The sequence below is a fragment of the Skermanella mucosa genome, from assembly GCF_016765655.2.
GTDB lineage: Bacteria > Pseudomonadota > Alphaproteobacteria > Azospirillales > Azospirillaceae > Skermanella > Skermanella mucosa.
This window is the reverse complement of the sequence record NZ_CP086106.1, coordinates 3866520-3893308: the sequence shown is the minus strand read 5'-3', so window position 1 is coordinate 3893308 and position 26789 is coordinate 3866520. Positions and strand designations below refer to the sequence as shown.

The 26789-nt window shown below is 62.9% G+C and carries 28 protein-coding genes; 5 read left to right on the top strand and 23 right to left on the bottom strand.

Going from position 1 to position 26789, the window contains the following annotated elements; genetic code table 11:
* Positions 1-2: 2 nt before the first annotated feature.
* The 23 genes from JL100_RS17970 to JL100_RS17865 all read right to left on the bottom strand — a co-directional run bounded on the left by JL100_RS17970 (position 3) and on the right by JL100_RS17865 (position 22344).
* Entirely contained in the window at positions 3-389 is a 387-nt protein-coding gene (locus JL100_RS17970; RefSeq protein WP_202678919.1) for a hypothetical protein, read from the bottom strand.
* The gene (locus JL100_RS17965; RefSeq protein ID WP_202678918.1) at positions 389-1288 is read right to left on the bottom strand and encodes a hypothetical protein; all 900 of its coding nucleotides are present in this window, start codon (positions 1286-1288) and stop codon (positions 389-391) included. The genes JL100_RS17970 and JL100_RS17965 overlap by 1 nt, the downstream gene beginning before the upstream one ends.
* A complete protein-coding gene (locus tag JL100_RS17960) occupies positions 1285-2418 on the bottom strand; it encodes a hypothetical protein (protein ID WP_202678917.1) in 1134 nt (377 codons plus the stop codon). Before JL100_RS17960 ends, JL100_RS17965 begins: the two co-directional genes overlap by 4 nt.
* On the bottom strand, positions 2415-7799 hold the full coding sequence (gpJ, locus tag JL100_RS17955) for a TipJ family phage tail tip protein (RefSeq protein WP_202678916.1): 5385 nt from the start codon (positions 7797-7799) through the stop codon (positions 2415-2417). Before gpJ ends, JL100_RS17960 begins: the two co-directional genes overlap by 4 nt.
* 29 nt (positions 7800-7828) lie before the next feature.
* Positions 7829-8419: a hypothetical protein gene (locus JL100_RS17950; protein ID WP_202678915.1), complete on the bottom strand. Its 591-nt coding sequence runs from the start codon at positions 8417-8419 to the stop codon at positions 7829-7831.
* The gene (locus JL100_RS17945) at positions 8419-9183 is read right to left on the bottom strand and encodes a Mov34/MPN/PAD-1 family protein (RefSeq protein ID WP_202678914.1); all 765 of its coding nucleotides are present in this window, start codon (positions 9181-9183) and stop codon (positions 8419-8421) included. Before JL100_RS17945 ends, JL100_RS17950 begins: the two co-directional genes overlap by 1 nt.
* Positions 9184-9219: 36 nt before the next feature.
* Positions 9220-9741: a phage minor tail protein L gene (locus JL100_RS17940; protein ID WP_202678913.1), complete on the bottom strand. Its 522-nt coding sequence runs from the start codon at positions 9739-9741 to the stop codon at positions 9220-9222.
* Positions 9738-10106 carry a phage tail protein gene (locus JL100_RS17935; RefSeq protein WP_202678912.1) on the bottom strand — a complete coding sequence of 123 codons (369 nt, stop codon included), beginning with the start codon at positions 10104-10106 and terminating at the stop codon, positions 9738-9740. The genes JL100_RS17940 and JL100_RS17935 overlap by 4 nt, the downstream gene beginning before the upstream one ends.
* Positions 10107-10113: 7 nt before the next feature.
* Positions 10114-12696, bottom strand: coding sequence for a phage tail tape measure C-terminal domain-containing protein (locus tag JL100_RS17930; protein WP_202678911.1), 2583 nt, complete (start codon positions 12694-12696; stop codon positions 10114-10116).
* Entirely contained in the window at positions 12693-12938 is a 246-nt protein-coding gene (locus JL100_RS37010; RefSeq protein ID WP_456115303.1) for a phage tail assembly chaperone, read from the bottom strand. The genes JL100_RS17930 and JL100_RS37010 overlap by 4 nt, the downstream gene beginning before the upstream one ends.
* Positions 12939-13036: 98 nt before the next feature.
* Positions 13037-13438, bottom strand: coding sequence for a hypothetical protein (locus JL100_RS17925; RefSeq protein ID WP_202678910.1), 402 nt, complete (start codon positions 13436-13438; stop codon positions 13037-13039).
* Positions 13439-14356 carry a phage tail tube protein gene (locus JL100_RS17920; RefSeq protein ID WP_202678909.1) on the bottom strand — a complete coding sequence of 306 codons (918 nt, stop codon included), beginning with the start codon at positions 14354-14356 and terminating at the stop codon, positions 13439-13441.
* 11 nt (positions 14357-14367) lie between these two features.
* Positions 14368-14772, bottom strand: coding sequence for a phage tail terminator-like protein (locus JL100_RS17915; RefSeq protein ID WP_202678908.1), 405 nt, complete (start codon positions 14770-14772; stop codon positions 14368-14370).
* Between the two features lie 29 nt (positions 14773-14801).
* Positions 14802-15197: an HK97 gp10 family phage protein gene (locus JL100_RS17910; protein WP_202678907.1), complete on the bottom strand. Its 396-nt coding sequence runs from the start codon at positions 15195-15197 to the stop codon at positions 14802-14804.
* Positions 15197-15559 carry a hypothetical protein gene (locus JL100_RS17905; protein ID WP_202678906.1) on the bottom strand — a complete coding sequence of 121 codons (363 nt, stop codon included), beginning with the start codon at positions 15557-15559 and terminating at the stop codon, positions 15197-15199. The genes JL100_RS17910 and JL100_RS17905 overlap by 1 nt, the downstream gene beginning before the upstream one ends.
* The gene (locus tag JL100_RS17900) at positions 15556-16056 is read right to left on the bottom strand and encodes a DnaT-like ssDNA-binding protein (RefSeq protein ID WP_202678905.1); all 501 of its coding nucleotides are present in this window, start codon (positions 16054-16056) and stop codon (positions 15556-15558) included. The genes JL100_RS17905 and JL100_RS17900 overlap by 4 nt, the downstream gene beginning before the upstream one ends.
* Positions 16057-16059: 3 nt before the next feature.
* Positions 16060-16260, bottom strand: a complete 201-nt coding sequence (locus JL100_RS17895) for a hypothetical protein (RefSeq protein WP_228420773.1) — start codon at positions 16258-16260, stop codon at positions 16060-16062.
* 48 nt (positions 16261-16308) lie between these two features.
* On the bottom strand, positions 16309-17262 hold the full coding sequence (locus JL100_RS17890; protein ID WP_202678904.1) for a major capsid protein: 954 nt from the start codon (positions 17260-17262) through the stop codon (positions 16309-16311).
* A gap of 132 nt (positions 17263-17394) precedes the next feature.
* On the bottom strand, positions 17395-18087 hold the full coding sequence (locus JL100_RS17885; RefSeq protein ID WP_202678903.1) for a hypothetical protein: 693 nt from the start codon (positions 18085-18087) through the stop codon (positions 17395-17397).
* A 75-nt stretch (positions 18088-18162) separates the two neighbouring features.
* Positions 18163-19221, bottom strand: a complete 1059-nt coding sequence (locus JL100_RS17880; protein WP_202678902.1) for a phage minor head protein — start codon at positions 19219-19221, stop codon at positions 18163-18165.
* The gene (locus JL100_RS17875) at positions 19221-20660 is read right to left on the bottom strand and encodes a DUF4055 domain-containing protein (RefSeq protein WP_202678901.1); all 1440 of its coding nucleotides are present in this window, start codon (positions 20658-20660) and stop codon (positions 19221-19223) included. The genes JL100_RS17880 and JL100_RS17875 overlap by 1 nt, the downstream gene beginning before the upstream one ends.
* A 43-nt stretch (positions 20661-20703) precedes the next feature.
* Positions 20704-22026 (bottom strand): terminase large subunit domain-containing protein, encoded by a 1323-nt coding sequence (locus JL100_RS17870; RefSeq protein ID WP_202678900.1) that lies wholly within the window; start codon positions 22024-22026, stop codon positions 20704-20706.
* A gap of 30 nt (positions 22027-22056) precedes the next feature.
* Positions 22057-22344: a hypothetical protein gene (locus tag JL100_RS17865; protein ID WP_202678899.1), complete on the bottom strand. Its 288-nt coding sequence runs from the start codon at positions 22342-22344 to the stop codon at positions 22057-22059.
* 196 nt (positions 22345-22540) lie between these two features.
* Here JL100_RS17865 and JL100_RS17860 point away from each other — a divergent pair, with 196 nt between their 5' ends.
* From JL100_RS17860 to JL100_RS17840, 5 genes are all read left to right on the top strand, one after another.
* Positions 22541-23299: an aminotransferase class V-fold PLP-dependent enzyme gene (locus JL100_RS17860; protein ID WP_456115302.1), complete on the top strand. Its 759-nt coding sequence runs from the start codon at positions 22541-22543 to the stop codon at positions 23297-23299.
* 100 nt (positions 23300-23399) lie between these two features.
* Positions 23400-24557: a homocitrate synthase gene (gene nifV / locus JL100_RS17855; protein WP_202678898.1), complete on the top strand. Its 1158-nt coding sequence runs from the start codon at positions 23400-23402 to the stop codon at positions 24555-24557.
* A 21-nt stretch (positions 24558-24578) separates the two neighbouring features.
* Positions 24579-25391, top strand: a complete 813-nt coding sequence (gene cysE / locus JL100_RS17850) for a serine O-acetyltransferase (protein WP_202678897.1) — start codon at positions 24579-24581, stop codon at positions 25389-25391.
* A 35-nt stretch (positions 25392-25426) separates the two neighbouring features.
* The gene (gene nifW / locus JL100_RS17845) at positions 25427-25762 is read left to right on the top strand and encodes a nitrogenase-stabilizing/protective protein NifW (RefSeq protein WP_202678896.1); all 336 of its coding nucleotides are present in this window, start codon (positions 25427-25429) and stop codon (positions 25760-25762) included.
* Positions 25763-25958: 196 nt separating this feature from the next.
* On the top strand, positions 25959-26789 hold the full coding sequence (locus JL100_RS17840) for an electron transfer flavoprotein subunit beta/FixA family protein (protein ID WP_202678895.1): 831 nt from the start codon (positions 25959-25961) through the stop codon (positions 26787-26789).

The window sequence follows — 26789 nt, the reverse complement described above, 5'->3', positions numbered from 1 at the left end:
CATTAAGTAGCGCGGAAGCGCAGGGTCTCGTCTAGGAATGGGAACGCTTCGACGCGGATGTGATAGGCTCCCGCCTGCTGCGGGATGAAGCTGTACTCGCCCGACGCGGTGACCTCGGCGACGTACCAGCCGCCGCGCCTGATTATCAGGCGGGAATCGGTGGGCAGCCCGCTGATCACCAGCGGCACAGCGGAGCCCGAGACGATCTCGACGGCGCTCAGGCTGACCGGCAGGATCGGCCGGGGTGCCAGGGCACCGTCCACGACCATCTCGCGCTCCATGTCCGGGGGGCGGTCCACCTCGATGTAGTTGTCGGGCAGATCGCCGTACAGGGCGCGGTCACCGTAGCCGATAATGCGGCCCGCCGCGTCATGCTCTACGATAAACATCACTGGCTTTTCCTATAGTTAAATTTGTATTTGTTGATCTTGGGGCGAAAAATACCGCGTGTCACCGGGGTTCCGAGCGCGTCCACGATGTCCGTCCGCATGTAGAAGATGGTCTGGAACTTGTCGCCGGGCTGGAGAGTTAGCAGGATGGTCCGCTCCCAAATGCCGTTGAAATAGCTGCTGCCCAGCGGGGCGATCTCGCCCGGCTCCGGTTCCAGATGCTCGCCGAACCATGATTCTTCCTCGTGGACGACGGTGGTCCTGCCCAGGTAATTGCTGGGGTTGACGGTGACCTGCGGCTTGAATTTGCACACCGCATGATCGCCCGGCAGCAGGTCACCGAAGTTGAGCCCGGCGTCCATGTGCCATGTGAAGGCGTACATTCCGCCGTAAGTATCGGTCGAACTGCCGATCTGGCCGTAGAACGACCACACTCCGTTGTCGTACACCGGGCTGTTCGCGTTGCTCGCGTAGAAATTCTGGTTACCCGAGGCTCCGAGAGCGATCTTCGCCGAGGTCACTGCCGAGTTGGCAAGCTTCGAAGTCGTAATGGACCCGTCGGCAATCGTCCCGGAACCACTTCCAACGCCCTCGGGGGATACGCTGACCCAGTTGACCGTGGAATACCGCGCGAGCGTGTCCGAGTATACCCGGCGCACGCGGACCCAGTAGTACCGCGTGGTGTCGGCGACCAAATTGAACTCGCTGAAATGGGTCTCTCGCGTTTCGCGGAGCTTGGTCGCGCTGGCGAAATCCGTGGTCGATCCCGCCCAAATTTCGTAAACGCAGTTGACCGTGAAATCGACCGGGGCCAACCACCGAAGGGCGGCGCTCTTGACCCCCTGGATCGCGGTCAGTCCGGAGACTGGGGAAACTGGTAGGACGACATTGAAACTCATGGGAGGACCGTCACGGTGAGAGATTTGCTAACATAGTTATCGAGGCTGAAGGTGATCACGTGGTCTCCGGGGCACATGCTGGTCAACGAAAATGGGCCGGAAATGTAGGTCATCGACTGCCCGGTGATCCCCATGGTCGGGTCAGCCGCCAGTTCGATCAGCGTTCCCGAGGGGATCGTCCCGACGATGGTCGCCGCCGTCACCCCGTCGTCGGGGATTTCCGAGACATCGAAGGCGATGTCGAAGGTCGGCTTGGCGACCAGCGAGGCAACCGTGCCCGGCGTCTCGATGACCGGCGGCGCGCTCCGGTAGGCGTGACCCGCATCTAGTTCACTGTTCAGCAAGTATTTATGGGCGAGGTAGCCTTCGACCATCGCCGTGTCGGCATCGCTGAGACGGACCGGGAAAAAGATGATCTCGGCGACCTCGCCCTCGAAATAGGACTCCGTGGTCGTACCCAGCGTCGGGGCCGGGCTGAACGCCACGGTGTTCACGGCGCTGGCGTAGACCTCCTGGCCGTTCTTCCGCGCCCGCCAGTCATCGGGGGCCGCGCGGTAGCACAGGATGTGCCACTGCCCGAGCGAGTCCTGGTCGAGCCCGCTGAGATCGTGCGCGACATCGCTGCCGAAATCGGGCGGGATCAGGTGACCGGTGATCTCCGGATTGACCTCGCGGCTCACCACGAACACGCTGCCCTCGGTCATGCCGGTGTACAGGGTGGTCGGCAGGTCCATGTAGGTCTGGCGCAGCGGGTCGAAGATGAGGACGCTCTGCCCGGCGAAGGTCTCCCGGTAGAAGCCGGGGGTTCGGGTCAGGTCGGGCTGGGTGGCGTCGTACAGCCCCATGGTGTCCGGCCAGACCCCGGCGGTCTCCAGGTCGCCGCCCTGATACCACGCGCGCGGCGTGAGGTCGAGCGGCGTCCACGGCGCGGTGATCGTGCCCGGTCCGCTCTGGACGTAGTGGGTCTCCGGGGCGCTGTCCTGGTCCCCGACCAGCATGCCGTGCACGGCCGGGTCGAGCGGGTCCGCATATAGCTCCAAAGTCGGCAGGTAATTGTCCTCGCTGGTCGCCACGCTGCCGGTATATTCGATGGTTCCCGTGGCCTTTTGATAGATTGCGAAATATTTCATCTCTTAAACTCCACCGCATAAAGGGTACAGCCGGACGCGGCCGGGCCGTGCAGAACGTAAGCCTGGGCCGACCCGGCGGCACCCGCGTTCTGGTCGTAATACACGACGGTCAACGAGTTGCTGCCGTGAAAATAGCCGGAGACCGTCTTGAGGAATGTTTGGTGGCGGTAGAGCGAGACTGATCCCGGACCGGGGATGTAGTTGATTTGGCCGTCGTGCCCGCCGATTGACTGCGTGTTCCCGGCGTAGACGTTGCCCTGCGCGATCACGAGGACCGGACCGGCGGTCTGTTTGGTGATCCACAGAGTGTTATTGCCCTGCACGCCGACTTGGTTGGTAATAGCACCCCCGGCGACCTTCAAAGTGCCCACGGACAAGTCCTTGATATAGGCCCCATTGAAGTCTCCGGAAACCAAGTCGAAGATCAGCGATCCATTTGGAGCCCACATGCGCATACCGAAGTCGTGCCCCGAGATGTGGCCGATATGGACGCGGGTTCTTGAGTTGTTGCTGTCCCACACCTGGATGCTGCCGCCCGTGGTCACGAGGTTCGTCGTGATATTTGAGGACTTGATCACGTTCGCGTCAATCGTCTGAGCCTGGATATGCCCGCCGGTAATCGACCCGCCGATGATATGTGCGCCGTTGATCGTGTTGCCCACGATATGCCCGCCGGTAATCGACCCGCCGACGATATGTGCGCCGTTGATCTGGTTCGCCCCGATCTTGCCGGTGGTGATCGCGCCCGCCTGGATGTTGTCCGCGACCACGGAGTTCGCCGCGAGCTTCCCGGCCGTGATCGCCCCGGCCAAAACCTTCTCCGACGTGATCGCGTTAGCGCGGATTTTGCCGGTCGTGATCGCGTCCTCGGTGATCAGCGTCTCGTCCGAGGCGCGGACGATCTCCAGCCCACCGATCTCGATATACGACCCCGAGGGCATGTTCGCGGAGATGCGGAACTGCGCCTCCTTGTTGGCGTTGCTATTCTGTCCGGTAGGGTTCTCGAAAGTCAGCGAAAAGTATTTCGGACCGCCGTTGTTGCCGGAGTTGTAGTGAATTTGGTTACCCGTCTCCGAGAAGGTCCCGAGTCCCGCCTGACCCATCGCGTTCCACTGGTACAGCGGCTGGTGGAGGTAGACCGAGGCCCGCCCGGTTCCCGAGATGTTCGAGACGACCCAGCCGGAGATGCGGTACTTGCCGCCCGTTGGCAAGCTGAACATTTCCGAGTGGTAGTCGCGCATCGCCCCCTGGCCGTTGATCCGGATGGCGCGGCGAACCGGCCACGCGGTATTCGTGTCGAAGTACGACGCTCCAGATAGGCTGTTGGGGTTCCAGAATGCCGGGTCGCGGAACTCCGGGTCAGGGTTCAAATTGTCGGTATTCGAGATAGTCAAACTACGCGCCGTGATCGCCCCGGCCTGAATATGATCGGCGGTAATCTCGCCGGTCTTAATCTTCGCGGCAGTAATTGCCCCCGCAGCGATCTTATCCGTAGTAACGGCGTTCGCATCGATCTTGACAGCGGTCACTGCGTTTGCCAAAATCTTGTCAGCGGTCACCGCGCCAGTAGCAATCTTCTCGGCAATTACTTGGTTCGCACCAATTTTATCTGTCGTAATCGCTCCCGTAGCGATCTCGTCGGCCGCGATGGCTCCGGTCGCGATCTGACCCGCCGTGATCGAGTTCGCGGCGATTTGGTTCGCGCTGATGGTGCCTACGAGATCGCCCGTACCAACTCCAGCGGTGAACGAACTGCCGTTGAAACGATACAATTTCTTATCGGAAGTCAAGTAAACCATCCGACCTTCGGTATTCCCGGTGGTCGGCAGGGTCGAAACGATCTCGACGGGCGCGATACCGCTCGCGAAATCGGTAACATTGATCGAGACGATGGCCTCGGCCGAGACCCGCGCGGTCCACGCGGACTTGTTGTTGCTCCTATCCACCGCACGCGCCCAAAAATACCGGGTTCCTGCGGCGGTCAGGCCCTCTCGGGCGAAGACCGAGCCATCGGTTCGGAAAGTCGGCGTGGTGCCCGTAGTCGGCGCGGTCGTCGTGGTGCTTTCGTAAATCTCGACGTGGGAAAAATCAATCTCGGTATGACGATCCCAGGTCAGGATGATCGTCTTGTAGCCCGCCGAGGCGGCAAAGTTCGCCGGTACTGCGGGCGGCGTGGTGTCGCGCGCCGTGGTGATCGAAATCTCGTTGGACCAGTCGGACGGGATCGACAGGTTGTACGCCCGGACCCGCGCGATGATCAGTTGGTTCGCCTTGTACTCGACGGTGATCGGGCTCTGGAGACCGGTGTACCACCGCTCGATACCCTGCTGGCTCTCGCGGATGCCAAGCTCGAACTTGTCGTGCGGCTTGTCGGCGGCGGGCGTGAAATTCGCCGTGACCGTGACCCGCTCGGTGCCGTCGCGGGCGATTTCGGACGCCGAGGTGACCGAGTTCAGCACCGGGGCTGCCGGATCGTCCACGGTAACGTCACTGTTCAGCGTGGTCAGGACGTACTCGGACGACACGTTCAAGCCGGTCTCGGAGAAATCGTCCATGACCGCGAACCGGATGCGCCACGTCTTATTCTGCGCGGACGGCACGTCGTGCATGGTTCCGGCACCCCGGTAGACCAAGTTCGACGGACCCGGAGTAAATCCGGCAGTATCGGAAGCCCAAATCAGCGTGCCGATAGCCTGGGGGTCGGTCGAGGGGTCGTGCTGCAACCGGTAGAACTGGAAGAATTCGGTGAAGCTGACGCCGGTTGGCAGAGGTGGGGCAGGGTTCTCGATGGTCGCCGTGGCCGGGGCGCTCAGCCGGTTCACGGCATCGACCGCGCGCACCTCGACCTTGAACTTGCGCAGCGGCGTGCCGCCGCCGTCCGCCCTGTTCATGGCATACAAATAGGTCCAGTTAAGCTCTTTGGCCGGGGTCGTGGCGGTGCGCAGGATCGCGTCCGTGGCGAAATCCTTGATCGTGATCTGCCACGCCGCAGTTACGAAACCATTCGCGGCGTTGGCCGGGTTTTCGGTCCACGACAGCGGGCAGTCCTGGGTCTGAAAAATCTGCCCGGATGTCCCGGTCACGAAGATCGAAGTCGGCGCGCTGAGGTCGGCCGGGGTCGAGCCGCCGTACGAAAATTCGTAGGTCCCGCTGCGCGGATGCGACTCCTTGCCGGTCAACGAAATCGCATAGACGATGAAATCGTGAACTCCGACGCCCGCGCGTTCCAGAACGAATTCCGGGACCGGGGTGGTGCCGATGGTCTTGTACTGGCCGTTGTTGACGCGATGCATCACCCGGTAAGTGAAAACCATCTTGCTGGGCGAGCGCGCCCACTTGACCACCAGATTGTTCGACGGGCCGGTGACCGCATCCATGACCGGCACGATCTGGAACTCCAGCGGGCCGACCTGCTCCGGCACGTCGTCGCGGATGCGCGAGAAAATCGGCGGTTCGAGGTCGATCCCCAAATCCAGTTCGGGATACTTGGTTTCGTCCACGAACAGGGCATTCACTTCCCAGCCGACATTGTTCGCGCCCTCCTTCATCGACAGAACCCGGAAGGGCCGGGGCTGGATGTCCGAGCCGCTGACGATGAAAAGCTGGTCGCTGGTCGGCGGGGCGGTGTAGGGCGGGGTGACCGTGACCGTGGTGACCGGCTCGCTGCCGCCGGGCGTCGTCACGGTGCGCGACACGACCTTGCGGTAGGTCACGTTCTGGCCGTTCTCGGCCTGCTCGGTAACGGTTTCCAGGATCGAGATTGAATAGCTCTCGCCCGGATTCAAAAGTACGCCCGCGTCGAAGGTCACGGTGTTGGCTGTCGCCGAGGCGACCCGGCCCGCGACCCGGCTGGCGGTGAACAGGGGGTCGCTGATCTTCACCACGTCGCCCGGCCGCACGTGGGTGTGATCGGCCCCGGCGTGGTAGGAAACGGTCTCGTATTCCCGCAGCGAGGTCTCGACAACATATTTCGCCAGTGCCAGCGCCTCACTTTCTGACACACACCCTACCTTGAGAATATGTTCCTCGTTGCGCCCGTAACGGGTAATGTCCGCCGCAGATGCCTCGTAGATTGCAACCTCGGGCTTCCAGAAGTTACTTTCGGACGAGTAAGTACATGCGCAGTATGTAATTCTCTCGCGGAACTCGGTAGAGGCATATGTGAAAAGGCCGTCCCGGACGTTCGCGCTGTTGACCAGCATGACCGGCGTCTTCGGCCGGTCCTGGGCGACGTGCACGACGCCGCTGCCCCAGTAGGGGAGCGCGTTCATCGTGCTGGCGATGGTTCGTATCCATTGCAGCGCATCCTGCGTCGAGTTGATCTGGTAGCGCAGGGTGAAGCGGCGGCGCTGACCGCCCTTGCCATCGGGAACCAGTTCGTCGCAGTATTTGGCGATCTGATACCATTCCCACACGTTGATGTACTGCGCCGGGATACCCAATCCATAGCGATCCTCGCGGATCAGGTTGAGCAGGTGCCATGCCGGGTTCGAACAGGGGAGGTTGCGGAATTCACCTGTCCACGGTCCGCTGTAGATACCAGTGTCCGGGTCGTAGTTGACTGGAACGGGAATTTTAATACCCACCAAATCAAACGCCACGCTGGGCAGGGAGTTACCAAATTTACTCAAATCAAAAGTAAGGGCGATACATGCGGTATCCGGATAATTACTTTTGAAGTCGGTGATCTCCACGATGCTGGAGACGAAAGTCTTGTTGCTCAGCGTGGTCGAGGCGCTGTCGTCGGTGATGCGGGTGACGCGGACCTCCCACTGCCCGGTGCCGACCGAGGGGCGCTCGACCAGATAGGCCAGTTCGGTCGGGCTGGTGCACTTGCCGGTCACCGTCTTGTTCCCGCGATCCTCCCACACGCCGAGCGCCGTGTCGCGAACCGCCAGGGCATACTCGACCGTGGTCCCGCGCTGGTCACCGGTTGACACGTCCACTTTCAGCAAGGCGGGCAGGCCGATGATGACGCGAACCGAGTCGATGTCGGGCGACGTGTTGGCGCGGATGAAGGGGGACGCCTTGACCACTTCGGTGTTGACCTGGATCAGAGACTCCGCCTGGGCGAAACCGGGAATATACGCCTGATCGGGCAGGCCGGTGACTTCCTGGACAGTAACGCCCTCGAAGTTCTGAGTGCCGTCCTCGGCCTCCAAGGCGGTCTCGTTCAGAAAAACCGATTTTCTACCACGGCGTAGCCCGCCGATTTCTCCTTCTGAGACGGCGAATAGTACGCGGGCGATGCTATTGCTTTGAAGCGTGTTGGCTTCTTCTACAGGAGTTCTTGAACTACCACCCTTGCCGCCGCCACCGGCACCGTACACGTAGGGCGTACCGTTCCCGTCAAGCCAATGCTCTTCGTTAAAATCGTTCACGTGAAATCACCTAAAATAGAACGGTTGTGTTACGCGACCTGCTGAACATCAAGCGAGGCGCTGATCAAGACGCCGCCGCACAGCACGCCCTCGTTGCCGCCCAGGACCAGGGGGACCGAATTGCCCTCCTCGACCTGGGTCGCCGGGCCTGACAGCAAACTGGACTTCCTGGGGTCCTGTTCGCGCGCCGAATAATCCGACTTGGGCGGGGTCGTCATCGCCCCGAAGATCATCGCGCCGCCCGCCAGGGCGAGTTGCAGGGCGTACTGCGAGGTGCCGGGAACGGCGACGAACAGGACGGCGGCGGTGACGATCAGCAGGGTGCCGAGGATCGCCTTGCCGGTGCGCGAGCCTTCGCCCTCGGGCGCGTAGGAGAAATGAATCTGGTTCTCCGGCACGGCGAAATGCACCTGCTCTTCCTCATCCAGCGCCAGACCGGTGTCCTTGTCGCCGAGAACGACTTCGATCATCTGGTCGCGGATCGCGGCATGAAAGCCGGGAAAATTGATTTCCATCGCCCAGCTTGCCTCGTGCGCGGTCGCGACCTTGAACCGGTAGGGGCTGTCGGGAAATTGTTCGGCGAGCTTGCCGTGTATCCATATCTCTTTGAATTCGCTCATCAATTTTGCTCAGGCTTGAACATGGATTTGTGCCGCCAGACCGAGTGAATTTGTCGCTGCCACTTGTAAAGCGGGTCCTCGGAATGCGAGAGGCGGTGGCCGAGGTGATGGCGCAGCGTGCCTTTCTCGTGACCCAGGTAGACCGCGCCGTGGTTCGCGGTGTTGTTTTTGTTCAGGATCGACATCAGCACGCAGTCGTGTTCCTGGATGTCGGTCAGACTGACCTGGACGAACCCGGCGTCACCCGCGAACTGGCTGTACAGGTCCAATCCATCGAGCCACCAGTCGGCGTCGCGCGGGTATTCCGGCAGCCGGATGCCGAGTTCCTGAAAATAGTGATCGCGGATCAGCGAATAGCAATCGCCGCGCCCGTCCGACCCGCTCGGGCCGTGGCGGAATTCGCGCCCGTCGTAGGGCGGGATCGGCACGTCGTCGCCCCAGTACACCGGCCGCGAACAATTTTCCCCGTCCGTGACCACGATGGCGTAGCTGCAACCGACCTTGATCTGGCTTTCCATATCGGCGCGCGAGGGGTGGAACTGCCCGTTGGTGTGGCTGTGGACCACGGCCCGCAGTTTCCTGTCCCGCTGCAACGGCGCGATGATGCGCGCGTTGATCCGGAACGCCTTCTCCGGCTCGGGGTGGATGTTCGGGCACGCCTTGTAGACGGCCCGCTCGCCGTTATGGTAGATGATGCCGCACGCTTCGCGGGGATACTCGGCCAGGACGTGGGCGTTGATTTCGGGGATGAGTTCGGGGTACATGCCTCTATTTAGGCAGGTTCGGCGATTGATCCGCCGTCAGCCCCTCGGCCGTGTCCGCGCCAGTCCGGGGAACTCTTTCCTAAACATTCGGCGTTTCGGTATCACCATGTTGCGCTGGTCAACGATGCTGGCGAGTTCGAGGACGATCCGGGTGCCATCGGCCGCGATCTTCTTGTTCACGACGAAAATCTCCGGACCCCATGCCGCGTTGGGATTGGGGTCGAGGTACTGTTCGCAGGTGATCCACCGCTTCACGGTGCAGCCGACCAAATCCTGGTATTTCATCGCTTCCATCATCAGGATGCCGTTCACATCGGCCAGTTCCAGGGTCGGGCGCGGCAACCCGCCGGTTCCGTCGTACAGCATCCCCGAGGTGCGCAGCGCCGTCGCGGCCCACACGAAGCCGTTGTAGCGCACGATGTCGCCCGTGCTGGTGACATTCGGCGTGAACCGGTAGGTCGGGGCACCCTCGACCACCGAACTGATATCGACTTCCAGCAACTCGATGCGAGCGCCGAGAACCAATCCCTCGGCCTGCTGGTCCAGGACGTAGCTCATGGCGAGAAGGTCCGCTCGAAGTCGGCGGTGACCGTCCACAGGATACCGGAGCCGTTGGTCAGCTTGGCGTTGAACGTCGCGCACGTGAATAGCTGCTCGGCGCTGCGCAGGGGCGGCTTCCACCGGATGCGCTCGACGCCGCCACGGGCCTCGAAGAACGCGATCAGGGTGGCGGCGTCGGTCTCGCTGAGGCCGACCCACTCGACGCTGTAGGTCGCGCCCGCGCCGTTGATACCGGACTTCTGATGTTGCACGTAGCCGTCACCGAACTCGATGGTTCGGCGGGCCTGATTGAAACTTCCCGCAACGGCCTGGGAAATCTTCGCGTCGAGGCCGTTGGGGAGGGGATGCGAGGGAGTAGCCATGCAGTATTTAGCCCCGCATCGCGCCGCGTGCCCGGTTGCCCCGGTTCATCGTCGCCAGGGTGCTGACCACCTTCGCTTCAACGGCCTTGTCAAATTCGTCGGCGAATTTGCGGGCATCCTCCGTCGTCGCGCCGGGTGCCGGGTTGATCGTCGTCTGGAGCGAAACGTTGATGATCTGGTTGCCGCCGCCCTCGGAGGCCGCGCCGGGCTGGGCGATCACGCCGAGCTTGCCGTCCCGGCCGCGCTGAAGGGGCAGAATGCCCTCGGGTCCGGCCTCCCCCATCAATCCGACATTGCCGTTGGCGAGCGGGAAATATCGCGGCGAACCGACGACGCCGCCCCGGCTGAACGGAACGATATTTCCGCCGCTGATTACGTTGCCGTTGGCGCTCGGCTGGACCGCCGCACCGGCTGCCGCGCCCATGCCGGGAACGATCATGTCGAAGACCTTGAGGGCCATCCGAATCGTGTAAATCCGAACCATTTCAGCAATCATCGAGCGAGCGAGGTCGCCAAAATTCAACTTACCCGTGGTGACGAACTCGGCCATCGCGTCGCCCATCGAGGTGAACGCGGATGTCACCGTGCTCTCCATCAGGGCTGCGTCGTCGTTCACCGCGATACTGAGCTTGCGCAGGCCGCGCTTGGCCCCGTCGATGCCTTCCTTGCTCTCGTCCTGCCGCCTGAACTCCGCCTGCTGCTTGCCGAGTGCGCCCTGCTCCGGCGTGATCAGCTTCCGCTCAAGCTCCTCGTTGATCTTCTTGATTTCTTCGCGGTATTCCTGGGCCGGAGTTTTCAGGCTCTCGATCAGCGACTTGGCGTGGCCCTTAAGCTCCACCATCCGGTCGTATTCTTTGCGCTGCGCCGCCAAGTCCTTGACCAGATCGCCTTCCTTCTTCTTGATCTCGTCGGTCAGCGCGACCCCTGCCTTCTTACGCAGATTGCCCAGTTCGTAATCCATGTTCAGCCGGTCGATCAGGTCGGCTTCCTGGGTGATGTAGGTCAGCTTGTAGCGCAGGAAGTCGCGTTCCTCGGCCATGTCGGCGAGGCGTTCCGCGTAGGCTTGGCGGGCCTTCTCGATCTCCTTGTCGGGTTCCCCGGTTACGCCACCAGCGCCGGGGGTGTCGGTACTGGTCGTAGGACCGCCGCCGATCCTCTTGCCGATGGCCTGGGCGTCGAAGGCTTCGCCGACCTTCTTCTTGATCAGGCCGAAATCCATCCCGGTGATCGATTTGTTGAACGCGGCGGCGAGGTGGCTGAACGAGAAGTCGCCGTCGTTCCAGATCGCCTTGAGGTCGTTCCAGAAGCCGACCGCGACGCCCAGCATGTAGTCTACGGTGCTGGCGAACATGATGCCGATCTGCTCGAAGACCACCTTGAAGGTCGTCTTGACCCCTTCCCACACGATCTTGAGCGTCTGCGCCAGCGAGACCGCCCGACCCGCCGCCTCGCTGAGTTCGTCCTTGAAGTCCAGGATCGCCGTGATCACGGAGCCGATGGCGACCGCCAGCAGCGTGAAGATGATGGTCAAAGGGTTGCGCATCAGCGACGCGGTGAACGCCTTCACCGCACCGGTCGCCAGGGTCAGGCCGGTGACCAGCAGCGGCAGCACGGTCGAGGCGGCGTACACCATGCCGCCGACGAAGGCCCCGCTCAGGATACCGACCACGACATTGATGTTATCGGCAAGAAAATCCATCGCCCCGGCGAGGCCCCGGATCGCCAGCGCCAGCACTTCGGAGACGCCGGTCTCGCCGAACTTGGTCATCAGGTTCCGGTAGGATTCGGCCAGGGTGTCGATGGACCCGCCGAGGGTCTGCATCTGCGCCGCAGCGGCCCCGGCGAACCTGGTTTTACCCAAATTCGACATATATTTCATAATACTGTCGGTGTCTTTCTTGACCACCGTCGTCACATTATTGAAGGTGATGGCGAGCTTATCGCCCTCCTTGCCGACCGCCTTCGCAGCGAGGCCAAAACCTTCCAACTGGTCGTACTCGCCACGGGTCGCCGCCGTCACCGCGTCCACCGCATCCTTGACCGAGCGGCCGGAGAACGCCGAACCGAGGTCGGCCAGACCCTTGAGTTCGTCCATGGTCGGCTTGACGCCGCGCACCCGCAGCGCGATGAACGCCTCGGTCGCCTCGTTGAGGCCCGCCGGGGTATCCTTGGCAAATTCCCGCAAGAATTCCAGGTCTTGGCCCGCCTGACCGGCCGAGCCGACCACCGAGGTCAGGGAGGTCCGGAGGCGTTCGGCTTCCTTGTTGGCGTCGATGAAGTCGGATGCCAGCTTGGCGAGGCCGAGGGTGCCGACGATGGTGCCCAGCGCCCCAAAGTTGGGCACCAGATCGGCCAGCCTGTCCTTCAGGCTGGTCGCCTTCTTGCCGAGGCCGTCGAGCACGTTGCCGCTCTGGACGAACCGGCCGTTGGCCTCGCGCAGCCGCCCGGCCGCATCGGTAAACCGGCCGGATGCATCGCCGACATCGTTCGCCGCCTTCTTACCGGCGGCTGCCACCTTGTTGAGACCGGCGACGGCCTGATCCGCGCCGTCCATCCTGATTTTTACTGCGAGCGACGCGATATCCGTCATTCAGTTCCCCTCCGTTGCTCAACCATAGCGTGCTGGATGACCGTGGCCAGCTTCACCAGTGCCTCGCATTCCCACGGATGGAGGATCGCTCCGGTACATCGCATGTAGCTGTCGATCTCGCGGTAGGAGATTCCCTCGCCACCACTACTACTATTTAGATGCCAGAGGGTTTCGATAAGCTCGGCGTACGCCCTCGGGACGGCCGGTTCGTCCAGCAGTTCTTGGGGCGTGCGACCAGTCATCGCCTCGACGGCAAGGAACTGGTCGCGGATGGTCGAGCCGTCTTTTCGTGCGTAGTCGAGCCAGACGCGATATCTGATGACTTTGGCTAAATCCTCGACTACGCGCTGATAAAAAGTTTGGTGTCCTTCATCGCGGACAACACCTGCTCGATGATCCAGTCGTTCTCGGTCAGGACGCGCAGGACGTTGGGCTTCGTGAACGGGATTTCGACCAGTTCACCCTTGTCGTTGGTTTCCTCGAACTCTCGCCAGTCGAGGATCAAGTCGCTCATGATCTCGATATACTTGGCGTCATCGACCTTGACTTGGCGGCGCTGGCGCTCGGCCTGCTGCTCCAGGTCGGCCATGGCCTTGCCGACGCGCTTGGCGACGGCGGAGCCCGGACCGGGGATGGTGACGAACAGACCGGTGTATTCGCCGGGGTAGTTGTGGAGATGCAGTTCGATCTCCACGCCTTCCTCGGCTTTTCGCTTGGTGCTGAGAGCGGTCAGGTTAGCCATTTACGCGGTCCTCGTCACCGAGATGGTGCAGTCCGCCGTGGCGTCGTAACCGGCCACGAAGGGCATTTCGAGAGTCAGCGCGCCCGCCGTCGAAACCGGCGCGTTGCCGCCCGTGTAGCGGATCGCGGGCAGGGTGATCGTGTATTCGTTGGTGCCATTGCTGGCCTTGATCGAGAGCGAGGACTGGGCACCGCTCAGGAATTTCTGGATCATCGTCTTGTTCTCCCAGTACAGGGAGATGGTCCCGGTCACCTGGACCGTGCTCTGCGACAGTTCAGCGGCACTATTCGAGCCGTAGACGTAAAGCTGTTCGCCGCCGTTGTTCAGGGTGATGTTCGCCGAAGTCATCAGAGCAATGGTCTGACCACCTTCTGTTACGACACCGGACGCCGACCGCATCAGGTTGTTGGCGGAAACCGGATCGGTCGTGGAGGTCGCGAACGAAACCTGCGGCTCGGCGCTGCTCCAGGCGAAGCTCTTGCCGATCATGTTGAAGGTAGCGCCGACCGGCTCACCCGCCGCGAAGTTCAGCGTCATGCCGTTGACGTACATGCCGCGACCGATACCGTACTGGGCGGTGTCGAGGTGCGCGCGCTCCATCGAGAAGGTCGGCTTCAGGACGCCGTTCTTGACGACATTCGCGGTCCAGGTGCCGCCCAGCGCGCCCGCGATCAGCGAATCATAACCCTGGTAATGCAGCGGCCCGACGATCTGGCCGGTCGAGCCCTGGTTCCCAGGTGTCGGCAGACTGGAGTTGCGGTCGCTGCGGATCACCGGATTCTCGGACATGGTGAGCGTCGGTGCCAGATCGAACGACTGGAAATTGATCGCCTGGAAAACCGGGGTGGCGGGCGTCACGCCCAAAGTGGTCTCTGCGATGAACGAAATCCGGCTGCGGGAGCCTTGGGTAAACGCCATGGACTATTCCTCTAACTAATAAAATTGATCGAAATGTCGGCCGTGATCTGGAAATACAGATCGTCCGAAAGCGAAGACGAACGCCATGCGTTCTCGACTTCGATATTTATGCCATCCGCATCGATGCTGGCGGCGCGGAAAGCGTTGATGATGTCGTCAACCAGCTTGGAAACCGGGGCGATGCCCTGGCCCTTGGGTCCGAACACGTTGATCCGGTAGACGCCGGGGAACCCGGAAACCGAACTGGTGCCGTAGGTCAGCGTCGCGGCGCGCGCGGCCAGCAGGGTGGGGCGAACCCACAGGGCGGTCTTCGGCGCGGTGAACGGGACATTCGGCCAAGCGATGTGGGTGACGCCGGGGATGGCCCGTAGGTGGTTCCCGAGCGCGGTTTCTAACGCGGTGTAGCTGACAGCCATGGCTCCCTGTAGGTCACGATGTGGTGACCCTATTTATTCGGAGCCGACTTCACGATCTGTTGGAATTCGCGCAGCGTGATCGCCAGGAACCCGTGAGGTGCCTGGGTGCTGCTGCCGGTCTCAAGAATTCCGATGTACGGGACACCGTTACAAATCCAGATTTCGTCCCGAAGCATGGCGCGCAGGATGTCGGCCTCGCCCGCCGAGATGGTCGGACTGCCGTCCTTGTCGATCCGGCTGGTTTCGCCCTCGGGTCGGACGTTGATTCCGACCTGCCACCCACCTCTGGCTCGCCCATCGCGGACCGGAGTTCGTTCAACGACGCGGGTGAAGATTTCCAAGATGATCTTGCGCAGCGCCAGGGTGATCTTGTCCTCGGTGAGCTTGGCGAACTTCTGGAGATCGAGAACGAACTGATCGGCCATTACGAGTTCACGAAAATCCTGTGCAGGATCGGCACACCACCGGGGGCCAGGGTCTCGACCGCCGTGATCGTGTAGTCGGTGCCCGCGTGGCGGATGATGTCACCCGCGACCGGGGCCGTCTTCAGTCCCGCCGCGTCGCACAGGAAGACGCGCTGGACGCTGCGGATCGTGCCGTCGTCGTTGCGCACCTCGTGCGTCTTGATCGAGGCGGATGCCTTCTGGCTCAGGTCGGTGGTGGTGGCGGTCTGTGTCGCCGGGTCGAAGATCACGGCCTTGCGGATGTGGGTGATCTGGACGCCGAGCCCGCGCGGCACCAGTCCGTCGAGCTTGGCTTTCGCCTTGGCCTGATAGAGCCTGCTCATCCTCGGACGATCTCGCCGGTCGAGCGGCTACCGAACAGCGGCGACAGCAGGCGGGTGATGTCGCCGGTCGGCCGGGCGGACGCCGGAATCGGGGCGTATTCCGTCTCTTCCTCGATCACGTCCAGTCGTTCACGGCGACGCAGGACCACCTGGGAGGTCTCGGGCAGGGTGCCGTTCAGATCGGCGAGGGCGCGCTGCTGCTGCGCCTGGAGGATGATGCGCGGGATCGTGGTCGAGGGAACGTCGAAGCCGTCCAGGGTGACGGCGGTACGCGGCCAGACGAGCGGCTGGTCGAAGGCTACCGGTCGGCCGAGGAACTTGGCCCGGTAGGTATCGATGTGCGCTGCCGCCCGAATCAGGGCCGCTTCCAGTTCGGCGTCGTCGCGTTCCAGTGCGGTAGTCGCGCCGTGCAGCACCAGGAACCCCTTGAACGAGGACAGGCTGACGTAAGAATTGGCCTCGGCGTTGTCGAGCGCCCCGGTTTCCACGACGATCATTTCTTAAACCTCTTTCTTCTTGGTCGCGCGGCGCTTTCGCGCGGGCTTTACCGGTTCCGGCTCCGGCTCCGGAACCGGCGGGGGCTCAAGCTCGCTTAGCGGAGGTTCAACAACGGCGGGGGGCTCGATGACGGACTGTACCGGCTCAAGCGCGCGCTCGGCCTGCTGCTGCTGACGGATGCGGTTAAAGGCGAATAGACCCATGATGCTCCTCAAGTGAAAGGGAGGGGTTTCCCCCTCCCTCTACTCTGGTTAGGCCAGCTTGAAGCTGAACTTCACAACACCGATGTTCTTGGGATCAAACACGCGGGTCCAGTTGCCAGCCGTCGCGAAGTCCGCGTTCGTCGGGGTCTGACCGTTGGTGCCGATGGCGGTGCCGCCATAGCTCATTCCGAATGGATGAATCGTATATGACCGGACGCTGGTGATCACGGTGTCACGGGCCAAAATGTCGCGGTCCGACTCCAGTTCGTCACCAAGATTCAACCCTTCACCGAAGGCCAGCAGGCCGCGCGACACGATGTACATGTCGTAGACGCCGCCGGTCGGGGTCAGGCTGTCGGTCTCCAGGATCGGGCGCTTGCGGATCGTCTGCACGTCGGGCATTTCCGAAACGGTCAGATTGTCCAGCATGCTGAGGTCTTCGAGTTTCTGGATCACGTCGCTGTGAGCGACGACCATCGCCAGCTTGCCGCGAGCGTCACCGAGGCGATGGAGGGCCGCGTTGAAGCTCTGGTTGCTGATCACGGCGTCGGAGCCGGTGAGGCCCGAAATGTTGTGAGCGTTGGTCGCGGCCAGCGCGCCGGTCACGCCCTTGACGACCGAGACGGCGTGCTGGTCGATCTGGTCGCTCCAGTATTCGCCGATCTGGCTTTCGATCTCGCCGACGAAATCCTCGCCTGCGTACGCACCCACGAGGTCATTGACCGACCACGCATCGCCACGGTTGACGACGACGCCGACCTGCTTGCCGGTGGTGATCTTCGAGGTGACGAGCGGCTGGTCATCACGGAGAACCTGGGCGGTCGAGGCGATCCGACCGAAATTCGGGATCGTCACCTGCCCACCCTTCGGAATGGTGAGGCCGGGGACCGGCGTGATAACGCCCGAGCCGAAGAAAACGCTCTTTTTGACGCTCGCTTCGCGAATGTAGGGGGCCGAGTTCTGGACGATATACGCCAGATCGGCAGTCTGCATCTTAGCCATAATATGATTTCCTCACAAAGGAATTGATTGAAATGTTCGTTCGATAATCGTGGATCAGCCCAGCCAATCCCCGTGTGAGGCCCTGCCTCTTAAAGCAATATTTATGTTATTTCGAAGTATGGTTATGTCGTATTACTTAACGTTTGCCTGGGCCTTCAGCAGCGCCGCCTTGTTCTTGTCGGTCATCTCGATCCTGGCCTGATGAGACCTGTTCCACGTCTCTTTGGCCCACGGATTGGTTTCGCCTGCGGCCACACTGGTGTTCGGCCGGGCGTTGGTCGGGGAAGCGGTGTTGATCCGGAACGCGGTCGGGAAACGGGTTTTGATCTCCTCGACCAGATAGGCGGCGTCCTTGCCGGGCAGTTCGGTGCCGTCGCGGTCGTAGATTTGGGTGACCACCTTGCCGTCCACCTCGGCGAGTTTCATGCGGCCCTGGAGATGGGGGAGTACCAGATCGACATCGGCCTGCTCGGCTGCCAGCGCCTTGACCAGTGTGTTCTCGACCACGTGGGCCTGATAGGCATTGCGCCATTTCTCGGCGTCTTCCTGTGCCGCCTTCAGCGCGTTCTGGTGATCCGTTACCATCTTGGTCTTTACACGATCAAAATCGCCCCGACGGATGCTCTCTTCCTCCTCTCTCGCGGCCTTCTCGCCAGCGAGTTCGGTCAGGTTGGCCTCCAGCGCCGCCAGACGGGCTGCCAGGGCCTTCTTTTCTGAAAGTAGCTTCTGGTTGGCGCTTTTTAGTCCGGTCACATCCTCGCCGGTCGGCGGTGTCGGATCAGCGGTGTTCTCGGTGTTTTCGGGAATGGTAGTTTCGGTCGTCAAAACAAACCTCCAAGGCTTTGTTGTTGGTGCGCCCCAGGCGCGGTGATGCCCCCGAAAACCCGGTCATCGGGGGTCTTAGCGGTATTTAGCCCGCAGGGTTTCCAGGCTCATGGGACGGCCGGTCTGGTCCACGAGGTCGCTGGCCGTGATCTTGCCGCGTGCGTAAAGGTCGGCGCGGCCGGGGCCGAGCAATTGGTCAAGGAACTTCCTGTCCTTCTTGGCGAGCCACTGGTCGAAGGTCAGGCTTGATGGCACCTGTCCGTCCAGGCTGGCGCGGGTGCCGGGCGGGGCTTCCTCCAGGTCGATCCCCAACTCCTTCCACGAGCGGACAATTCCAATCAGGACACTTCGACAATTGTAGTGACGTGGGCACCCACCGTTCATAGGTAGGTTGTGGCCGATGGGCTTGCCATCTAACTGCCAGGATTTCCCCGAGTATGCAATGCACACTGCGGAAGTCCTACCATCTAAGGTGGATAGCTGTTGGACACCCTTCACCACGTCGCTGTTCTGCTGGTAGGTCTCCATCCGCGCCGTGTTGCCGACTGCGGCGGTCGAGGTCTTGACCAGACTGGTGACGTGGCGCTTGGGCGCGTCGATCAACGCCGGGGTGGTCTTGCTGCCGACGATCCGCTTGACCAGATCGGGACCGGTCTCCCCGGCGATCAGCCCCTTGCGGATTTCATCATGGGCGCGCGCTGCCATGTCCCCGGCGAGGCGCGTCCAGTGCACTGAAACCGGCGCGCCTTCGATGACCAGATCGGCCATGATCGACTTCAACTGGTTCCCGGTCGGGGTGACCAGAGCCAGCTTGACCGGCAGGCTGGCGGTCAGCGCCTTGACCGTGGCGAGGGCTTCGATCTCGGCCAGTTCGGTCAGGTGGGCGATGTGCTGCTTCGCCATGGCCGAGTAGCTGGCGGTGATCGTTTCCGTGATGATCGCCAGCAGTTCGGTCAATCGCCTGCGCTGAGTCTCGCTCCGGGCACCGGGCTTGTAGCCGACCAGCAGCGCGGATATCTCGTCCTGAAGCTCTTCCAAAAAGGACAGCAGGGAGCGCCGTTCCCCGGCGCTGAGCCGCTGGAGGTCAATCGCGTGCGCGAGCGCCCGGTCGGCCAAATCCTCGTTGACCGACATTACTCGCCGTCGCCGTCGTCATCGGCCGGGGCGGTGTTGAGCGCCAGCGGTGACCCGATCAACGGTTCCGGCTGCTCGTCGCCGACCGCCTCCACTTCGTCCTCCGGGGAGAAATCCTCGTTCAGGATCGCCCGGCGCTTCAATTCGCGCAAAAAGGTCAGTTGCGTGATGTCGCGATTTGCGCGGGCCTGGGTGAGAAGCTGGGCCTCCACGATGGAGTTGCCGTCCGAACCGAACGTCTTGTGCACGATCACGCTGCCGCCGTCGCCCGGCAGGCCGATGGCCTGGGCGGCGTAGGCCAGCAGCAGTTCCAGGCTGTCCTGCAAGCTGGTCGCCATCGCGCCGAGGGCCGAATGCGCCTCGGAGGAAACCAAATTATTCTCGGTCGCAGTAATATCGCCGGTCGTCTGGCGAACGGTCAAGGACATACCCATCTGGTTCATGCGCTCTTCGATAGAACGTAAGTCCTCGAAACCAGAACCGACACCGGCTCCTGAATGTTCGACGTACTGCGCCTTGCCCATTTCTCCGGACTCAAGCAAAGTGTTCGGACCGACCACGACCGTCCGCTTGTTCCCTTCGTCATCTACTTCATCGAAGCCCGCCAGATGCAGAAGCGGCACCCGGACGATGCGCAGGATGTTGTTCTGGTCGCTCTGGCTCTGGTAGTGCCGCAGGTTCTCCGTCGCGAGGTTCGCCAGCGCCGGGTAAGCCGTCATCGGGGCGATCCGCCGACCCAACATCAGGCACGTGAACGGGATGAACGAAAGTCCGGTCGAACCGGTCGCGATCACCTTGTCGCCATCGGCCTGCCGTTCGTAGACCGTGTACGAGCCCGGCCGAAGTTCGCGAACCCGTTCAACGAAGATTTCGGCGTAGTCATTAGCCGGGTCGGGGACGAACCGGCTCTCCCGGATGCGCACGCGGGTCAGCACCGGCACGCCATCGACCGTCTCGAACCGGGTTTCCAGCACATCGCCCGCCTTGTACATCACGACGTAGGGGCGCACCCGGCCGGACTTCCGGTCGTCCACGGTGACCGGTTGACCGGGCGGCGTGGTGCGCGATACGTCCACGCACGCGAACGCCAGACCGTCCACGAGGGCTTCGCGGAACCAATCGCGCGCGAAGATGTCGATGTGGTTGCCCATCTGGTCGCAATTCTCCAGGAAGGGCTCCAGATCGGGCGGCAGATCGACAAACCTCAGCGGCTTGCTGAAAACTTTTCCGGCTGCGGTCTCAATCGTCCGGCTGAACTGGTTGAACAAGGTGCTGCGCCGCAGGCGGACTTCGTAGTTCGGCTGGCTCTCGCCCGGCTCGCGCGGCAGGTAAAGCTCACCGCATGCCTGCATCGCGCGCAGCCCGGCCCAAAGAGTGCGAGGCAGATGCCGGTGAGCCTGCATATCCAAATATGCGTGACTGGGATTGAATACGTTCAAGGTCTCTTACCTCGCTTCAAAAATCTTGGGTATTTATGGATCGTCAGAGGATGAATTCCCGGCTCCGGGTCCGGTTGTATTTGATCGGCCGCAGGGCGCAGATCAGGTAGCCGAAGGCGTCGGCGTGGTGGTCGAAGCCCTTGGTCTTGTCCGGGTCGCCGTTCGCGTTGTACTGCTGAAGCGTCAGGCACTCGATCAGGCGCTTACAGCGGGGGTGGATGAACACCGACCGGGTGCCGTCCGCGCTCTCCAGCGCCACCTGACAGGCGAGCACGCGGTGTTTGGTCCGGGGATTCATGGTCGGGATTCGGACCTCGAAACCCATCCTTTTCAGGATCGTTATGTCCGACCCCGCGAGCGCCGAGGTTTTGCGCTGGGTGCCCGAGGCGTCGGGGCAGATGATCACGTTCTGGTTCGGGAACTCCGCGCGCAACAGCGCCGCCATCCGGTCGGTCGTGGTGTCGTGCAGGGTGAGTTCGTTGAAGATGTGGATCGTGCCGTCGTCCTGCATCTGGGCACAGACGGCGGGCAACGTTCCCACGTTGAAGTCCATGCCGACCCACACCGGCCGGTCCTTGTCGAACCGGATCGACGGGTCGATGTGCGGTTTGGTGTCATCGCCTGCGGGGAAGCTGGTCCGGGTGTCGAAGTTGGAATAGACCCGGTTTTTCACCCGAGCCATGAAATCGCAAAAATACTCCTGGCGGATGGCGTCCCGGTCACCGTTCGCCAGGATTCGTTTCCACATGGTCGGCGACATCTCGCCGGTATCGGCGACGGTTCGGGTAATCGTGGTGATCGTGTCGTCGTTCGGGTCGTCGCCCTGGAGGCAGAACTTGTGGAACAGGTTCCCCGTGCCGCGCGGCGTGCCGATCACGATCAGCCACGCCTCGTTCTGCGCCAGCGTCGCCATCAGGATCTCGTCCCACACCTTCTGTGGGCATCCCTGCGCCTCATCGAGCACCAGTCCGTGAAGGTGCAAACCGCGATTGCGCTCGGGGTCCTCGTAGCCCGACAACAGGATTATGTTGCCGTTCTCGAAGGTTACGGTGTTGTCGTTGCTGTTGAACTGAACCTTGTCGCCCAGTGGAGCGAGGTAATGCTTCAGTTCGTTCCAAATGGTTTGGCGGGCATGGCTGATCGACATCCCGACGTATGAAAATTTCGCCGGGATACCATTCTTGGTCTTGGTCGTGAGGGCTGCCTGGATGAGGCGCATCGTGCAGAAAACGGTTTTGCCCCCGCCGCGATGAACGTTCATCGCGACCCAGTGGGTCATCAGCGGAAGAACCTCGCGCTGCCAGCGCCGGTACTGAAAGTTAATCGTGGTCCGGAGCACGCCGTCCGGCAGAAGAACGCTCGACAAAAACAGTTCACCAAACTATGGATGAACTATTTAGGCCCAGCGCAACCTCGTCAGGATCGCGTCGTTCAGGTGCTCGAACAGGAAGCAGTTCCAGCCCGGCGAGACCGGTGCGGTGCGGAACAGGTCCACATACCATTTTCCGGTGGCGTGCTGGGCGATCCATTCGCACTTTTCGTGCAGGGGCACCGAGGAGGCGGTCGCGGAGATCGGCAGGGTGTGGTAGCCCTCGATCTCGGTGCGCAACAGGCGGATCGGCGTGAGGTGGACCAGCACCGCCGCTGACGGCGCGGGCGCGAAACGAAAAACCGTCACCGTCATCTGTGCCCCTCCCCGAGTCGCGCGGTCCCCTTAACTTTGCATTAAAGGTATTTAAAGAGCGGGGAGGAGGCAGAACGTCGGATAGATATCCGGGCTTACGGCCTCCTGGGGGTGATCCGAACTCCCAGTGAAAACACAATTGGTTTGGTGAGCCAGTAACCCGCTGTTTCGAAATAGTTTTTCTTCAGCTATTTTGGTGTGGGCCAACAACGAGACCGGCACCATCTTCCCGGTCGACTTGCTGGCGAACATGGCGAAGAAGGTCGGCGCCCTGTTCCACACCGACGCCGTCCAGGCGGTCGGCAAGCTGCCGATGGACCTGGCGAACTCGGCCATCGACATGCTGTCGCTGTCGGGCCACAAGCTGCATGCCCCCAAGGGCATCGGCGCCCTTTACGTCAAGCGCGGAGTCCGCTTCCGGCCGATGCTTCGCGGCGGCCACCAGGAGCGCGGTCGCCGTGCCGGCACCGAGAACGCGCCGGCGATCGTCGGGCTGGGCAAGGCGTGCGAGCTCGCGCGCGAGTCGATGTCGATCGAGCTGACCCAGGTGGCGGCGCTTCGCGACCGGCTGGAGAGGGCGCTGGTGGAGGCGATCCCCAACTGCTTCGTCACCGGCAACCCGGCCAACCGCCTGCCCAACACCGCCAACATCGCGTTCGAGTTCATCGAGGGCGAGGCGATCCTGCTGCTGCTGAACGAGGAAGGCATCGCGGCCTCCTCCGGATCGGCCTGCACGTCCGGTTCGCTGGAGCCGAGCCATGTGATGCGGGCGATGGGCGTGCCCTACACTGCGGCCCACGGCGCCACCCGGTTCTCCCTGTCGCGCGACACCACGGCGGAGGAGATCGACACGGTGATCCGGGTCATGCCGGGCATCATCGAGCGGCTGCGCAAGCTGTCGCCCTACTGGACCAACCAGGGGGCAACGGCCGGTTTCCAGCCGGTCTACTCGTAAGCAGAGCGCAGCGGCACCCGACGCCATCGCGCCTGATTGTCGGGTGCCGCTGCGCTCTACCCGACCTACGGCTACAAAGTCCTCCCCTGGAGTCACCGCGATGCCCGAGCCGAGCTCCGTCACGATCAACGACACCACGCTGCGCGATGGCGAGCAGACCGCGGGCGTCGCCTTCACCGTCGAGGAGAAGATCGCGATCGCCCGTGCGCTCGACGCCGCGGGGGTGCCCGAACTGGAGATCGGCATTCCCGCCATGGGCGAGGAGGAGCGCGAGAGTATCCGCGCCGTGGCCGCCGCCGGGCTGGCGCGGACCCGCCTGATGGTGTGGTGCCGGATGCGGGCCGACGACCTGCATGAGGCCGCCACCTGCGGCGTGTCGTTCGTCAACATGTCGATGCCGGTGTCCGACATCCACATTCAGCGCAAGCTGGGCCGCGACCGGGCCTGGGCGCTGGCCCAGATCGACCGCCAGATCCGGACCGCCCGCGACCTGGGCCTGGAAGTCGGCTTCGGCGGCGAGGACAGCTCCCGCGCCGATCCCGACTTCATGGCGCGGGTCGCGGAGACGGCGCAGGCCGCCGGCGCCCGGCGCTACCGCTTCGCCGACACGCTGGGCGTGCTCGACCCATTCCAGACCTTCGCCTTCATCCAGGCGCTGCGCGCGCGGACCGACCTAGAGATCGAGATCCACGCCCACGACGACCTGGGCCTCGCCACCGCCAATTCGCTGGCCGCGGTCCGCGGCGGGGCCACCCACGTGAACACCACCGTCAACGGCCTGGGCGAGCGCGCCGGCAACGCGGCCCTGGAGGAGATCGTGATGGGGCTCCGCCACCTCTACGGCACGGATACCGGCGTCGAGGCGATGCGCCTGCCGGCCATCTCGGATCTGGTGGCGAGGGCGTCGAACCGGCCGGTGCCGATCAACAAGAGCATCGTCGGCGGCGCCGTCTTCACTCACGAGGCCGGCATCCATGTGGACGGCCTGCTGCGCGATCCGCTGACCTACCAGGGCTTCGACCCGGCGGAGGTCGGCCGCCGGCACAGCATCGTGCTCGGCAAGCATTCCGGTTCGGCCGGAGTCAAGCTGGCGTTCGCCGGCCTGGGGATCCAGCTGAGCGACGGCGAGGCGCAGGCGATCCTGCCGCGGGTGCGCCGGGTCGCCGGCGCCTTCAAGCGACCGCCGACCCCGGACGAACTCCTCCAGTTCCGCCGCGACGCCGTCCCGGGTGAATCGCCGGCCGTCCTGGCATCCTGACCTGAAAGCGGGAGATCCGGCATGTCCGGCATCGTCGAAGCATCCCCTCCTTCCGCCGGCCCGGCGCCTCCGCCGGAAAGGAGCATCTGGAGCCTGCTGTGCGAGGACGTGGAATGCGTCGCCGACCGCGACCCGGCGGCGCGCAACACCTTCGACGTCCTGACCTGCTACCCGGGCATCCATGCGATCATCGCGCACCGCATCGCCAATGCGCTGTGGCGCCGCAACGTCCGCTGGCCGGCGCGCTTCATCAGCTACATGGCGCGCATGGTCACCAACATCGACATCCATCCCGGCGCCACCATCGGCCGGCGCTTCTTCATCGACCACGGCGCCGGCGTGGTGATCGGCGAGACCGCGGAGGTCGGCGACGACGTCACCCTTTACCACGGCGTCACCCTGGGCGGCACCAGTTGGAACAAGGGCAAGCGCCATCCCACGCTGGAGGACGGCGTGATGTGCGGGGCGGGTGCCAAGATCCTGGGGCCGATCACCATCGGCCGCAACGGCAGGGTCGGCGCCAACTCGGTCGTGACCAAGGACGTCCCGGCGGAGATGACGGTCGTGGGCATCCCCGGACGCATCGTCAAGCCGATCGAGCGGCGCATCGCCGACCACGGCATCGACCTGGATCATCACCTGATGCCGGACCCGGTCGGCCGGGCGCTCGCCTGCCTGATCGAGCACATCAACAAGATCGAGAACCGCCTGGACGAGCACACCGCCGCCGAAGTCGTCGGCCAGCTGAGCCAGGCCATGGAAGGCATCGTCTGCGCGCGGTGCGGCAACAGTTGCGACCAGCCCGGCTGCGAGCTGCCGGGATGCGAACATTGATCCTCACAAACCTCCCCACCGACAGGAATTCTCCCATGAGCAGCTTCCAGGACGACTTGGACGATCTGAACACCGCCGAAGACTTCCTGCGGTTCTTCGAAATCGATTTCGACGCGCGGGTCGTCCACGTCAACCGCCTGCACATCCTGCAGCGCTTCCACGATTACCTCGCGGAGGAGGCCAACCTGGACAGCCTCGCCGAGGATCTCCTGCGCGACCGCTACAAGGTGCTGATCACGCAGGCGTACCAGGATTTCGTCAAGTCCGACGCGATCGCCGAGAAGGTCTTCAAGGTCCACAAGGACCAAGCCGAACGGCACAGTGCCAGCTTCGTTCCGCTGGCGAGCCTGACCCTGTCCGGCGCCCGGTGACAAAGCCGACAAGCGGCGGCTCCTGTCGGTTAGCCGACAAGTGCCGCTACAGGGTGCCTTCTCCGATACCGTCCGATTAAGCCTATTAAAATCAGTACTTTAAGCTTATGGCTCCGGTGTTCTGCACATTGGCACGCCCCCTGCATAAGCGGAGTTGAGCAAGCCCTGAGGGGCCACCAGTCGAGAGGATAGCGGGATGCACATCGTCGTCTGTATCAAGCAGGTGCCCGACAGCGCCCAGATCCGGATCCATCCGGTCACCAATACCATCATGCGCCAGGGCGTGCCGGCGATCATCAACCCGTACGACCTTTTCTCCCTGGAAGAGGCGCTGCGGCTGAAGGACCGGTTCGGCGGACGGGTCACCGTCCTGACGATGGGGCCGCCCATGGCCGAGGCGTCGCTGCGCAAGGCGCTTTCCTTCGGCGCGACCGACGCGGTGCTGCTGACCGACCGCAAATTCGCCGGATCGGACACCTTGGCGACCTCCTACGCGCTGACCTCCGCGATCCGGAAGCTGCACGAGGAGGAGCCGGTCGATTTGGTGTTCTGCGGCAAGCAGACGATCGACGGCGACACCGCCCAGGTCGGCCCCGGCATCGCCACGCGCCTCAACCTCCAGCAGCTGACCTATGTGGCGAAGATCGAGGACGTGAATCTCGACAGCCGCGAGATCACCGTCCAGCGCCGCTCCGAAGGCGGCGTTCAGGTCCTGAAGAGCCGCCTGCCGGCCATGGTCACCATGCTGGAGGGTTCCAACACGATGCGCTTCGGCACCATGGACGACATGTTCCGGGCCGCGCGCACGCCGCTGAAGACCTGGAACAAGGATACCTGCGTCGACGACGAGAACAAGGTCGGCCTGAAGGGCTCGCCCACCGTCGTCTCCAAGGTGTTCGTGCCGAAGCCCCGCGCCGAGAAGGCGAAGATGATCGAGGCCGAAGGCGGTGCCGAGGCCCAGGCGGCGGCGGCGATCGACATGCTCTTCACCACCTACCCGAAGCTGGCGAACGACCTGGTCCGATAA